This is a genomic window from Rathayibacter sp. AY1H2, assembly GCF_002931985.1.
Lineage (GTDB): Bacteria > Actinomycetota > Actinomycetes > Actinomycetales > Microbacteriaceae > Rathayibacter.
Genome location: NZ_PSUV01000019.1, coordinates 37686 through 49730 on the forward strand (window position 1 = coordinate 37686; position 12045 = coordinate 49730).

Sequence of the window (12045 nt, forward strand, 5' to 3'; positions counted from 1 at the left end):
GCGGGTGCGGCGTCCGACCCCCGTCACGGAACGGGGTGTCAGGCGGTGGCGGTCTCGTCGGTCGAGGTCGCAGCGGCGTCGGCCTCGGGGGCCTCCTCCGCGGCGGGGGTCTCGGCCTCGACGACGGCCTCGTCGGCGGTCTCGGCCTCGGCGTCGGCGACCTTCTCGGTCTCCGCGCCGGCCTGCTCGTTCGGCTCCTGCACGTCGGCGGCGGGCGCACCGGTGGAGAGCAGCTCCTGCTCCCACTCGGCCAGCGGCTCGACGGCGGAGACGTTGCCCTCGGCCTCGGGCTTCTGGTGGCGCTGGATGAGGCCCTCGGCCGCGGCGTCGGCGACGATGCGGGTGAGCAGGCTCACCGAGCGGATCGCGTCGTCGTTGCCCGGGATCGGGTACTGGACCTCGTCCGGGTCGCAGTTCGTGTCGAGGATGCCGATGACCGGGATGCCCAGCTTCTTGGCCTCGTCGATCGCGAGGTGCTCCTTCTTGGTGTCGACGACCCAGAGGGCCGACGGCGTCTTCGAGAGGTTGCGGATGCCGCCGAGCGACTTGTGCAGCTTGTCGAGCTCGCGCTTCTTGATGAGGAGCTCCTTCTTGGTGAAGCCGCTCTTCGACGTGTCGTCGAAGTCGAGCTCCTCCAGCTCCTTCATGCGGGCGAGGCGCTTCGAGACCGTCTGGAAGTTGGTCAGGAGACCGCCGAGCCAGCGCTGGTTCACGTAGGGCTGGCCGACGCGGGTCGCCTGCTCCGAGATCGCGTTCTGCGCCTGCTTCTTGGTGCCGACGAAGAGGATGGTGCCGCCGTGGGCGACCGTCTCCTTGACGAAGTCGTAGGTCTTGTCGATGTAGGCCAGCGACTGCTGGAGGTCGATGATGTAGCTGCCCGAGCGCTCGGTCAGGATGAAGCGCTTCATCTTCGGGTTCCAGCGACGGGTCTGGTGCCCGAAGTGGACGCCGCTGTCGAGCAGCTGGCGCATGGTGACGACTGCCATGAGTCGTTCTCCTTGTCTCGGGGCCCGGGCGCACGACGGCGCCGAACTCCCGTTCGGTTGTCTGCGACGGCCGGTCGGCACGTCGCCCTGGCGCCCGGCGCACTCCCGCCCCGGCCGCGTGAGCGGAGAGGGACCGTGGGGAGCGGAGGCCGAATGGGCGCGCGTAGTCACCCCGACGAGCGAGGTGCTCCGTGGAGTCTAGCACCAGGACGGCCGCCTCCCCCGCTGCTGCGGGAGGGCGGCCGTCGGGGCTCGGAAGACCGGTGCTACTTGCGCGCCGACTTCATCACGGTGCGGATGTGCAGGGTGTCCATCTCCTCCAGAGAGCGGCCCTTGGTCTCGGGCACGAACATGAAGACGAAGACGAACGAGATCGCCGCGAAGGCGGCGTAGAGGCCGTAGGCCAGGGTGAGCGACACGTCCTGCGAGAGGATCGGGAAGGTCACCGTGATGGCGAAGTTCGCGATCCACTGGGCCGAGGCCGCCAGGCCGAGCGCGGCCGCCCGGATCCGGTTCGGGAAGATCTCGCCGAGGAGGACCCACACCAGCGGGCCCCAGGTCGCACCGAAGAAGACGACGAACGCGTTCGCCGAGACGAGGGCGATCGGCCCCCACGCGCCGGGCAGCGAGACGTCCTCTCCGCTGATCGTCGACTGGCTGAAGGCGATGGCCATCAGCGCGAGCGAGACGGCCATGCCGGCCGAGCCGACCAGCAGCAGCGGCTTCCGGCCGACCTTGTCGACCAGGAAGATCGCCACGAAGGTGACGACGACGTTCACGACCGAGGTGAAGACCGAGATCGCGAAGGAGTTGGACTCGTCGAATCCGACCGCGCTCCAGAGAGAGGTGGAGTAGTAGAAGATCACGTTGATGCCCACGAACTGCTGGAACACCGACAGCAGGATGCCGACCCAGACCACGGGGAGCAGGCCGAGGGCGGGACCGCGGAGGCTGGAGCGCTTCGCGTTCTCGGAGTCCTCGTCGATCTTCTTCTGGATGTCCGCGAGCGCCTCGTCGACCTCGTCGCGCGGCGTGACCGTCGCGAGCACCGCGCGGGCGTCCTCGGAGCGGCCGCGGGTCGCGAGGTAGCGGGGCGACTCCGGCAGGGTCAGGGCCAGGAGGCCGTAGATGACGGCCGGCACGGCGCAGGCGATGAACATCCAGCGCCAGGCGGCGACGCCGAACCAGAAGGGCTCGGAGGCGCCGTCCGCGCCGTTCGCGATGAGGGTGTCCGAGAGCAGTGCGGCGAAGATGCCGAGCGTGATCGCCAGCTGCTGCAGCGACGCGAGGGCTCCGCGGATGGCCTTGGGCGCGATCTCCGAGATGTAGGTCGGAGCGATCACGGAGGCGATGCCGATGCCGAGGCCGCCGACCACGCGCCAGAGCACGAGGTCCCAGACCGCGAACGCCGCGCCGGCGCCGATGGAGGAGATGAAGAAGAGCCCGGCGCCGAGCAGCATGACCTTGATGCGGCCCCAGCGGTCGGCCAGGCGCCCAGCGAGATACGCGCCGAGCGCACAGCCGAGCAGCGCGGAGGCGACGGCGAAGCCGATCAGGGCGGCCGAGAGCTGGAACTCGCCCTGCACCGCCTCCACGGCACCGTTCACCACCGACGAGTCGAAGCCGAAGAGGAAGCCGCCGACCGCCGCCGCGATCGCGAGGCCGATCACCTTCCTCTTCAGCTTCGCCGCCGAGGGGTTCGGGATGTCCGCTCTCCCGCTGGTCGTGTCAGATCGTCCGCTGGTCATGGTCGTCTCCGATTCTCGCCGCCGGTGGGGGCGGGGTGCCGCTCCCGAGCCGGATCACCGGCACGTTACTCCTCGCCGCGGCACCGCCGGGACGGGTTGCGCTCTCCCCCGGCCGATGTCCTCCCTCCACAGCCGGGCCCGTCGCGCTCTCCTCCCCTGATCCGCTCGGCCGACCACCGGTCCCGGACCGGCTCCAGGAGGGTGGCCGCATGCTCCGATCCCGACTCCTGCGCCCGGGCGTGTTCGCCCTCGCCGCTCTGCTCGTCGCGGCGCCTCTCGGCGCCTCGCCCTCCGGCACCTCGTCCCCCGGCCGGTCCGACCCGCGGTGGAATTCACCCGTCCCGGGGTTCTCCGTCGTGGAGCCGTGGGGCGCGCCGGCCCACCGCTACGCCCCCGGGCACCGCGGGATCGACCTCGCGGCAGCGGCCGGGCAGCCCGTGGTCGCCGTCGCGGCGGGCACCGTGTCGTTCTCGGGCAGGGTGGTCGACCGGTCCGTGGTGAGCATCGTGCACGCGGACGGTCTGGTCTCGACGGTCGAGCCGGTCGACGGATCGGTGACGGCCGGGCAGGTCCTCACCGCGGGCCAGCCCGTCGGAGCAGTGGGTGCGGGCGGCCACTGCGACGGGAGGTGCGTGCACCTCGGCGTCCGCGAGGGTGGCGACTACGTCTCGCCGATGCGGTTCTTCGGCGGGATCCCCCGGGCGGTGCTCCTGCCGATGGACGACGTGGCGCAGGGTGTTCAGCGAGTGGCGCGGAAGGGTGCGTCCGGTGACTCGCGCGTCCGGTCAGGCGCGGGGGTGGGCGAGGCGGTAGGCGTCGCGGATCCGCTCGGTCGAGACGTGGGTGTAGATCTGCGTGGTGCCCAGGCTCGCGTGGCCGAGCATCTCCTGGACGGCGCGGAGGTCGGCTCCGCCGTCGAGCAGATGGGTCGCCGCGGTGTGGCGGAGGGTGTGCGGACCGGACGGTCCGGAGCCCTGCCCGCCGTCGAGGAGCCTCGCCACCACGCCGTAGACCGTGCGCGGGGTGAGGCGCGCGCCCCGCCGTCCCAGCAGCAGGGCCCCGCTCCCGTCGCCGGTGGCGAGAGAGGGTCGGGCGCGCTCCAGGTAGTCGACGAGCGCCTCCTTCGCGGGGACGCCGAACGGGACGACCCGCTGCTTGGCGCCCTTGCCGGTGACGAGCACGGTGAGCCTGCCGAGATCGACGTCGCCCAGGTCGACGGCGACCAGCTCGGAGACGCGGATGCCGGAGGCGTAGAGCAGCTCGACGATCGCGAGGTCCCGCAGCGCCACCGGGTCCTCGGTCGCGCCTCGCGCCGCGACCGTGTCGAGCACCTGTTCCGCCTGCGGGAGCGTGAGGACCCGCGGCAGTGTCCGTCCCGACTTGGGCGTCTTGAGGCGTGCGGCGACGTCGACGGGGAGCCGCTCGGTCCGATGCGCCCAGGAGGAGAAGGAGCGGACGGCCGCGGTGCGCCGGGCGAGGGTCGCGCGGGCGATCCCCGACTCCGACTCTCGCCAGAGCCAGTCGCGCAGCAGCTCGAGGTCGAGCTCGGCGGTGAGGAGCCGCCCCTTCTCCTCCGTGTGGGCGATCAGGCGCGCCAGGTCGGAGCGGTAGCCCTTCGCGGTGGCGGGCGAGAGGGACCGCTCATCGAGGACGTACCGGAGGAAGTGCTCGACCGAGTCGGCGAGCGTCTCGCCGGTCATGATCCGTCCGGCATCCGCGACCAGAGGTCGATGCGCCCCTGCTCGTCGAGCCCCTCGAGCCGCTCGATCAGGTCGGTGCCGAACCGCGTCGCGATCGGGGCCGGTGCCGTCGGCACGAACGAGGCGGCCACCGTCTCCGGGTGGACGTGGACGAGCGAGAGGCTCTGCGCTCCGTCGACGCCGGCGAGCTCCCGCTCGGGCGCTCCGAGGTCCATCGTGTAGCTGGTGGCGCCGGCGACGAGCACGGGCACGCCCGCGAAGGTCGCAGCCGTGGGGTAGTGCAGGTGGCCGCCGAGGATCGCGCGGACGTCGGTTCCGCGCACCACCTCCTCGAGGCGGTCGATCCCCCGCAGCTCGAGCACGGTCATCGCGCCGAGCGGCGTGGGCAGCGGAGGGTGGTGCAGGGCGAGGATCGTCCCCAGCGGGGCCGGTGCGGCGAGCTCGTCCTTCAGCCAGGCCAGCTGGGCGTCGGTGAGGTCGCCGTGGTGGAAGCCGGGCACCGCGCTGTCGAGCGCGATGAGCCGGAGCCCGCCGAGGTCGACGACCTGGTCCACGGGTCCCGCGCCCGCCGGGTCCTGCTCGAGGAGCACCCGCCGGAAGGCTCCGCGCTCGTCGTGGTTGCCCATCACCCAGACGATCGGGCAGCCGAACCGCTCGCCCACGGGGTCGAGCTGCTCGCGCACGCGCCGGTAGGCGTCCTCCTCGCCGCGGTCCGCGACGTCCCCGGTCACCACGATCGCGTCCAGGCGTCCGCCGCGCTCGGCCAGCCGGCCGACCGCCTGCGCGAGGCGGGCGACCGTGTCGACCTTCCCGTAGAGCGGAGCGCCGTCGGCCAGCAGGTGCGTGTCGCTCAGATGCGCGATGACCCTGTCGGCGGCGCGGAAGTGCCCGAGCTGCGGGCGCTCTCCGCCGTGTCCTGCTGCCGTGGCGTCCATGCCGCTCCCCTCGCCGATGCCCCTTCAGCGTAGGGCGGACCGCCGACAGCGCCGCGGCGGCGGGGCCGCTCACCCGGGTGCCCGCTCCCAGTCCCCGTCCTCGGAACGGTGGACGCGTCCGTCTGCGAGGAGCGCACCCAGCGCCGACAGTGCCGAATCGAGCGAATCCCCGGAGAGCCGGGCGACGGTTGCGGCGTCACAGCCTCCTTCGGATTCGACGACGGCCAGGACTCGCGCCTCAGCCGCGGTCAGCGCTCGGCACGATCCGTCGGCGTCGCCGACAGCGAGCAGTTCGAGCACGTCCGCCGGCGAGGTGACGCAGGTCGCCGCGTACTCGCGGAGGAGCCGGTGGCAGCCGGCGGAGGAGGCACTGGTGACCGGGCCCGGGACCGCACCGAGGGGGCGGCCCAGGGCAGCCGCGTGGCCGGCGGTGTTGAGGGATCCGGAGCGGGCGCCGGCCTCGACGACGACGGTGCCCGCGGTGGAGGCGGCGATGAGGCGGTTGCGCTGCAGGAATCGCCAGCGAGTGGGCGTGGTGCCCGGCGGGACCTCCGTTGCGACGGCGCAGCCGGGGGTGGCGATGATGCGGTGGAGGAGGTCGGCGTGGGCCGTCGGGTAGAGGCGGTCCGCTCCCCCGGCGAGGAAGGCGACCGTCCGGCCTCCGGAGCCGAGGGCGGCACGGTGGGCGACCGCGTCGATCCCGAAGGCACCGCCCGAGACGACGGCGACGCCTCGCGCCGCGACGCCCGCGGCGAGCTCGGCGGCGACGTGCTCGCCGTAGCCGGTGGCAGCGCGGGCGCCGACGAGGGCGAGGCGGTGCGGCGGATCGAAGGCGGCGGGATCACCGCGCAGCCAGAGCAGGAGTGGCGCGTGCGGCCCGAGGTCGTCGAGCGACTCGGGCCACACGGGAGCCCCGGGCAGGAGCAGCCGGGCGCCGAGTCGCTCGGCGATCTCGAGACGTCGGAACAGGAGCCTGCGGTCCAGGCGCGGTCGCCAGCGCGCCAGCCCCGACTGCAGGGCGGCGACCTCGGAGTCGAGGGGCGCGGGTGCCGGGCCTTCTTCGTCGGAGGGAGCGCGATGCGGGGGCGCGAGGATCTCCTCCGCGGACGACGAGGACACGACGTGGGCGAAGGCCTCGGCCGCGCCGACCCTCTCGATGAGGAGGGCGGCGACGGAGTCGCCGGGCTCGGTCAGAGAGTTCCAGCCGCACCGGGCAGCAGCGTCGACGAGTGACCCCCGACCACCGTCAGACTCATCGGTCGCCTCGCCGTCGGCAGCTGACCGGGGCTCGGCTGCACCGCTCGGCAGCAGTCGGCGAACAGCGTCGAGCTCCGCTCCGTCGAAGAGCGCGTCGGGCCGGATCACGCGGCACCTCCTCGAAGGACGAGCGCGCGCGCGAGGTGGGCTGCTGACGGCCGGTCGGCTGCGTCGAGGTCCGCGAGCGTCCAGGCCAGGCGCAGGACCCGGTCGTAGCCGCGCATGGTCACCAGACCTCGCTCCAGAGCCCGGTCGAGCGTGCGGGACTCGGCACTGGTCGGGCGCACCGCGTCCGAGCGCAGCCAGGCGCCGGAGACCTCCGAGTTGAGCGTCCACGGCGTGGAGGCGAGGCGAGCCGCTGCGAGGGACCGCGCCGCGGCGACACGGGCGCGAGCCTGCGCCGTCGACATTCCGGACGTGTCTCGACGTGCGGCCAGCTGAGCCGCGCTGATCCGGCGGACCGTCAGGCGGATGTCGACGCGGTCGAGCAGCGGTCCGCTGAGCCGCGCGAGGTAGCGGCGGCGGACCGAGGGAGCACAGGTGCAGGTCTCTCCGGGGATGCCGAAGCGGCCGCACGGGCACGGGTTCGCCGCGAGGACGAGCTGCACCCGCGCGGGGAACTCGGCGACGGCGTTCGCGCGGTGGATGCGGATCACTCCGGATTCGAGCGGCTGGCGCAGTGCGTCGAGGGCGACGGACGAGAACTCGGGGGCCTCGTCGAGGAACAGCACTCCCCGGGTGGCGCGGGCGACCGCGCCGGGCCGGATGCGGCCGCTGCCCCCGCCGACAATCGCTGCGGACGAAGCGGAGTGGTGCGGACTCTCGAACGGCGGTCTGCGCACCAGCGCGCCACCGGTCGGCGCTCCGACCAGCGAGCGCATGCAGGTGGCCTCGAGCGCTGCATCGTCGTCGAGGTCGGGGAGGATGCCCGGCAGGCGCGAGGCGAGCATCGTCTTCCCGGCGCCGGGAGGCCCGAGCAGGAACACGTGGTGCCCGCCCGCCGCCGCGACGACCATCGCCTCGGCCGCCTCCTCGTTCCCCACCACGTCGGAGAGATCGAGGCGGGCCTCCGGCTCGGACACCGTCTCAGACGGCGGCGCGGCCTCGGGGAGCACCGGCACTTCCCACTCGGCTCCGTGCCAGACGGCGGCCGCCGCCAGCGAGGAGACCGCGATCACCTCGACGCCGTCGACCAGCTCCGCCTCGAGCCGGTCCTCGACGGGGACCATCACGCGGCGCCTGCCCTCGCGGGCGGCCGCGAGCACCGCGGGCAGCACGCCCGGGACGGAGCGCAGCCGGCCGTCCAGGCCGAGCTCCCCGATATGGACGACCGCGGCGACCGACTCCGCATCGACCTCACGGAGCGACGCGAGCGCGGCCAGCCCGATGGCGAGATCGAAGGCGGAGCCGTGCTTGGGCATCGCGGCCGGCGAGAGGTTCACGGTGATCTTGTACTCGGCGATGGTGCTGCCGGAGTTGATCGCCGCCGAGCGCACCCGCTCCTTCGCCTGCGCGAGCGCGGCGTCGGGCAGGCCGATGATCACCATGCCCGGGGTGCCGTCGGCCGAGTGGGCCTCCACCCCGACCACGGCTCCCGCGAAGCCGACGAGACCGACCGCGGAGGTCCTCCCCAGGCCCATCAGGCCACCGCCCGCAGGTGCCGGATCTGCGACGGGACTCCCCCGGGAGCGACGATGCCGACCGCGTCGATCCGCAGATGCCGGGAGCGCTCGTGATGCTCGTCGGCCCAGGCGTAGGCGAGTCGCCGCAGGCGCTGCGCCTTGGCCCGCGTGATGGCCTCGACCGGCAATCCGAAGCGCGTCGACGAGCGCGTCTTCACCTCCACCACGACCAGTGCCGACCCGTCGCGGGCCACGATGTCGAGCTCGCCCTCGCGGACCCGCCAGTTGCGGTCGAGGATCTCGAATCCGTTGTCTCTCAGGTGCGCCGCCGCGATCTCCTCGCCGCGCCGCCCCAGTTCGTCCTTGTCCATGCGTCCTCCTGCCGGAAGCGTGCCGGAGCAGGAACGAGCGCTGTACGGCCGGGAGGGGATCCGGGGAGAAGAGGGCCGAGGAGGCGGGTGGGGAGGGACGTCGGGCCGGGGTCTTCGGACGCCGCCGGGGGCGGCTATGCGACCAGCAGGAGGAATCCGCGTTGCCTGAAGACGAGACCCGCGGAGCCGCGCATCCGAGAGAGCTCCGGAGCGGGGTGGGGCTCCGGGCACCGGGTCTCGATGCGCCGGCGGAGGCGGCTACGCGACCAGCAAGGGGTCCGGAGCCTGCCGCGACAGCGTCCTACTCGTCGAGCGCGAGCTCCTTGGGGAGCTCGAACTCCTTGCGGGAGAGCTCCTCGACGTTGACGTCCTTGAAGGTCAGCACGCGCACCGACTTCACGAAGCGGTCGGAGCGGTAGACGTCCCAGACCCACACGTCGCGCATGGTCAGCTCGAAGTAGAAGTCGTGCTCGGTGTCGCGGCGGACCAGGTCGACCTCGTTCGCCAGGTAGAACCGGCGCTCGGTCTCGACGACGTACGAGAACTGCGAGACGACGTCGCGGTACTCCCGGTACAGTGCCAGCTCGACCTCGCGGTCGTAGTCCTCGAATTCGTCCTCATCCATCGTTGGACAATCCTACGCCGAGCCGACGGGCACGAACGCCGGGAGCGGCTCCTCGACGCTCTCCCGCGACTTCGACAGCCAGGTCACCCGGTGCAGCGGGGACGGGCCGACCCGCTCGATCCCCGCCCAGTGCGCGGCGCTGCCGTAGCCCTTGTTGCTGTCCCAGGCGTAGTCGGCGAAGTCGTCGTGGTGGCGCACCATCTGACCGTCCCGGCCCACCTTCGCGAGCACGGAGGCGGCGGAGACGGCGGCGCAGTCGCGGTCGGCCTTCACGCGGGTGACGATCGTCAACTCGGCCGCCCACTCGCCCAGCGCGGGCGTCAGCCAGTCGTGAGCGCCGTCGAGGAGGACGACGGCGGTGGCGAGGTCGACGCCCTGGTCGGCAAGGCGCTCGATTCCCCTCGACGCGGCGCGGCCGAGGCCGGCGATGATCCCGGTCTCGTCGATCTCGTCCGCCGAGGACTCGCCGATCGCCCAGGCCGAGACCCAGTTCGCCACCCCCGGCAGGAGCGCCTCGCGGCGGGCGGGAGCGAGCATCTTGGAGTCGCGGAGCCCCTCGGGGAAGCGACCGCAGCGGCTGCCGATCGACACGACGCCGACCGAGACCGGACCGGCGATCGCGCCGCGGCCGACCTCGTCGCAGCCGATGACCGTCTCGTAGCCCTGCCGGAAGAGGCGCCGCTCCTGGGTCAGCGTCGGCTCGGCGACGACCACCTAGCCCTGCCCGCTCTGCGCGTCGTCCGAGCCCTCCTCGGAGGCCTCGGTGTCGACTCCGCGGAACACCGACGGGTAGTCGTCGAGCCACGCCCACTGCTGCACGGGCCAGGTCACGAGGATCGCGCGGCCCACGACGTTGTCGATCGGCACGAAGCCGCCGCCCGGCTTGTCGGTGTTGTAGCGGGAGTCGGCGGAGTTGTAGCGGTTGTCGCCCATCACCCAGAGCGAGCCCTCGGGCACGACGACGTCGAAGGGGGTGGCCGAGACCGCCTGCACCCCGTCCGGCAGCTTCACGTAAGGCTCGTCGATCGGGTTGCCGTTGATCTCGACCTGGCCGAGCGGTGTGCAGCAGGTCACGTGATCGCCGGGCAGGCCGATGACGCGCTTGATGAGGTGGTCGTTGCTGTCGGGAGCGGTGAGGCCGACGAGCGCGAGGGCGGAGTCGACCGCGGCCTGGAACGGCGGCACGTTGGGCTCGGAGCTCGGCGAGAGCCATCCCCCGGGATCGCGGAAGACGACGACGTCGCCGCGCGAGATCTTCACCACTCCGGGTACGAGCTCGTTCACGAGGATCCGGTCGTTCTCGACGAGCGTCTGCTCCATGGAGGAGGAGGGGATGTAGAACGAGCGGATCAGGAAGGTCTTCACGAGGAAGGAGACGAGCACCGCGACCACGAAGATGATCAGCACGTCGCGGAGGAAGAGCAGGACTCCCCGGCGCTTGCGCGGGCGCTTCTCGGACGGATCCGCCGAGTGGCGGGCGTGGTCCTCGCCTCCGGGGAGGCGGACCGGGGCCGTGCTGTCTGTCATCGCTCGCCGTCGCCCCTACTGTGCATCACCGGGTGGACTCCCCGGACGGATCGCCCCCGAGAAAGGGAGGAACCCCGGTCCATCATAGGTGGACCGGGGTTCCCGAGAAGTCGTGAGGATGCCGCTCAGGCGTCGCGCTTCTCCTTGATCTTCGCCTTCTTGCCGCGGAGGTTGCGCAGGTAGTAGAGCTTCGCGCGACGGACGTCACCGCGGGTGACGACCTCGATGTGGTCGATGACCGGCGAGTGCACGGGGAACGTGCGCTCGACGCCGACCTGGAAGCTCACCTTGCGGACGGTGAAGGTCTCGCGGACGCCCTCGTTGGAGCGGCCGATGACGACGCCCTGGAAGACCTGGATGCGCGAGCGGGAGCCCTCGACGATGTTGACGTGGACCTTGACGGTGTCGCCGGCGCGGAAGTCCGGGACATCGCTGCGGAGGGACGCCGCATCGACGGAATCGAGGATGTGCATGCTGTATCGCTCTCCGTGCCCGCCACAGGTCGAACACCGTTTCGTTGATGGAAGTCGGTCGTGCCCACGTCGTCGCGGCTCCCCTGTGGCAGAGCCTGCGCGAGGCACAAGCGCTCATTCTGCCATGCCGCGTCGATCCGAGTCAAAGCAGGCTCGTCTGGAGGGCAGGGTCACCCGGAGGGCAGAGCCGCGCAGAGGGCGGGTCCGTCGAGAGGGCCGAGCTGTGGAGCTGGGCGGGGCCTCGCAGGAGACAGCGCCTCTCGGGACGCCCGACCCTCAGAGGACGATGGTCTGCCCGTCCTGCGGGCGCTCCGGGTCGAAGCCCTCGCCGGCGACGGGGCGGTGAGCGCCCTCGGCCTGCACGGACGCCGCCTCCGAGAAGGCGAGGAGAGTGGCCCTCGCGTCGGCGAGGAACCGCCACCCCGAGTGCCAGAAGGCCGCCACTCCGAGGACCACCGAGAGCAGGCCCAGCGCCCAGGCGCCGGGCGGGAAGAAGCCGAAGGCGATCAGGGAGAGGTGCCAGGCGCCGACCACGGCCACGTCGCCCCACGCGGGAGTGCGCGTGGGCCGAACGGTCACCCGGAATGCGACGATCGCGGCCACAGCCGCCAGCGCGACCGCCAGAATGGGGAGGGCGATCACCAGGCCGAGCACGGTCCAGCCGCTCGATCCTCCGAAGACCCCGTAGCCGAGGAGGATCCACAAGGGCAGCACGATCGCCGCCGGGAACTGCCAGGAACCGAATGCCCGTCGCGTGCGCATGCACCGACCGTACCCACCACCGCTGAGCGACGGCTCAGC

At 72.3% G+C, this 12045-nt stretch carries 12 protein-coding genes and 1 pseudogene; 1 reads left to right on the forward strand and 12 read right to left on the reverse strand.

The genetic code is table 11. The annotated features are described in order from the left end of the window. Positions 1 to 38: 38 nt before the first annotated feature. Complete coding sequence (gene rpsB, locus C5C29_RS13405) at positions 39 to 986, reverse strand: 30S ribosomal protein S2 (protein WP_104223896.1); 948 nt, start codon at positions 984 to 986, stop codon at positions 39 to 41. A gap of 266 nt (positions 987 to 1252) precedes the next feature. Then, positions 1253 to 2734 (reverse strand): sugar porter family MFS transporter, encoded by a 1482-nt coding sequence (locus C5C29_RS13410; RefSeq protein ID WP_104223897.1) that lies wholly within the window; start codon positions 2732 to 2734, stop codon positions 1253 to 1255. Positions 2735 to 2943: 209 nt separating this feature from the next. Here C5C29_RS13410 and C5C29_RS17675 point away from each other — a divergent pair. After that, positions 2944 to 3396, forward strand: a pseudogene (locus tag C5C29_RS17675) (murein hydrolase activator EnvC family protein); the annotation flags it as partial. A 123-nt stretch (positions 3397 to 3519) separates the two neighbouring features. On the opposite strand, the gene C5C29_RS13420 reads toward C5C29_RS17675, so the two are convergent. From C5C29_RS13420 to C5C29_RS13465, 10 genes are all read right to left on the reverse strand, one after another. After that, positions 3520 to 4434: a tyrosine recombinase XerC gene (locus C5C29_RS13420; protein ID WP_104223898.1), complete on the reverse strand. Its 915-nt coding sequence runs from the start codon at positions 4432 to 4434 to the stop codon at positions 3520 to 3522. Next, entirely contained in the window at positions 4431 to 5369 is a 939-nt protein-coding gene (locus tag C5C29_RS13425; RefSeq protein ID WP_104223899.1) for a phosphodiesterase, read from the reverse strand. The genes C5C29_RS13420 and C5C29_RS13425 overlap by 4 nt, the downstream gene beginning before the upstream one ends. Positions 5370 to 5438: 69 nt before the next feature. Continuing rightward, positions 5439 to 6734, reverse strand: a complete 1296-nt coding sequence (gene dprA / locus C5C29_RS13430; protein WP_258062295.1) for a DNA-processing protein DprA — start codon at positions 6732 to 6734, stop codon at positions 5439 to 5441. Further along, positions 6731 to 8266 carry a YifB family Mg chelatase-like AAA ATPase gene (locus C5C29_RS13435; protein WP_104223900.1) on the reverse strand — a complete coding sequence of 512 codons (1536 nt, stop codon included), beginning with the start codon at positions 8264 to 8266 and terminating at the stop codon, positions 6731 to 6733. Before C5C29_RS13435 ends, dprA begins: the two co-directional genes overlap by 4 nt. Beyond that, positions 8266 to 8619 (reverse strand): YraN family protein, encoded by a 354-nt coding sequence (locus tag C5C29_RS13440; RefSeq protein WP_104223901.1) that lies wholly within the window; start codon positions 8617 to 8619, stop codon positions 8266 to 8268. Before C5C29_RS13440 ends, C5C29_RS13435 begins: the two co-directional genes overlap by 1 nt. 301 nt (positions 8620 to 8920) lie before the next feature. Beyond that, entirely contained in the window at positions 8921 to 9244 is a 324-nt protein-coding gene (locus tag C5C29_RS13445; protein WP_055792576.1) for a DUF2469 domain-containing protein, read from the reverse strand. Positions 9245 to 9256: 12 nt separating this feature from the next. Further along, positions 9257 to 9958, reverse strand: a complete 702-nt coding sequence (locus C5C29_RS13450) for a ribonuclease HII (protein WP_104223902.1) — start codon at positions 9956 to 9958, stop codon at positions 9257 to 9259. After that, positions 9959 to 10771, reverse strand: coding sequence for a signal peptidase I (gene lepB, locus C5C29_RS13455; protein ID WP_104223903.1), 813 nt, complete (start codon positions 10769 to 10771; stop codon positions 9959 to 9961). It lies immediately after the preceding gene. 125 nt (positions 10772 to 10896) lie between these two features. Further along, entirely contained in the window at positions 10897 to 11244 is a 348-nt protein-coding gene (gene rplS / locus C5C29_RS13460) for a 50S ribosomal protein L19 (protein ID WP_104223904.1), read from the reverse strand. 276 nt (positions 11245 to 11520) lie between these two features. Beyond that, complete coding sequence (locus C5C29_RS13465) at positions 11521 to 12006, reverse strand: hypothetical protein (protein ID WP_104247628.1); 486 nt, start codon at positions 12004 to 12006, stop codon at positions 11521 to 11523. Positions 12007 to 12045: the final 39 nt, after the last annotated feature.

What these genes read in the sequence shown, in the direction of transcription:
- rpsB (WP_104223896.1), bottom strand. Translation starts at nt 986, where the DNA reads ATGGCAGTCGTCACCATGCGCCAGCTGCTCGACAGCGGCGTCCACTTC.
- C5C29_RS13410 (WP_104223897.1), bottom strand. Translation starts at nt 2,734, where the DNA reads ATGACCAGCGGACGATCTGACACGACCAGCGGGAGAGCGGACATCCCG.
- C5C29_RS13420 (WP_104223898.1), bottom strand. Translation starts at nt 4,434, where the DNA reads ATGACCGGCGAGACGCTCGCCGACTCGGTCGAGCACTTCCTCCGGTAC.
- C5C29_RS13425 (WP_104223899.1), bottom strand. Translation starts at nt 5,369, where the DNA reads ATGGACGCCACGGCAGCAGGACACGGCGGAGAGCGCCCGCAGCTCGGG.
- C5C29_RS13435 (WP_104223900.1), bottom strand. Translation starts at nt 8,266, where the DNA reads ATGGGCCTGGGGAGGACCTCCGCGGTCGGTCTCGTCGGCTTCGCGGGA.
- C5C29_RS13440 (WP_104223901.1), bottom strand. Translation starts at nt 8,619, where the DNA reads ATGGACAAGGACGAACTGGGGCGGCGCGGCGAGGAGATCGCGGCGGCG.
- C5C29_RS13445 (WP_055792576.1), bottom strand. Translation starts at nt 9,244, where the DNA reads ATGGATGAGGACGAATTCGAGGACTACGACCGCGAGGTCGAGCTGGCA.
- lepB (WP_104223903.1), bottom strand. Translation starts at nt 10,771, where the DNA reads ATGACAGACAGCACGGCCCCGGTCCGCCTCCCCGGAGGCGAGGACCAC.
- rplS (WP_104223904.1), bottom strand. Translation starts at nt 11,244, where the DNA reads ATGCACATCCTCGATTCCGTCGATGCGGCGTCCCTCCGCAGCGATGTC.
- C5C29_RS13465 (WP_104247628.1), bottom strand. Translation starts at nt 12,006, where the DNA reads ATGCGCACGCGACGGGCATTCGGTTCCTGGCAGTTCCCGGCGGCGATC.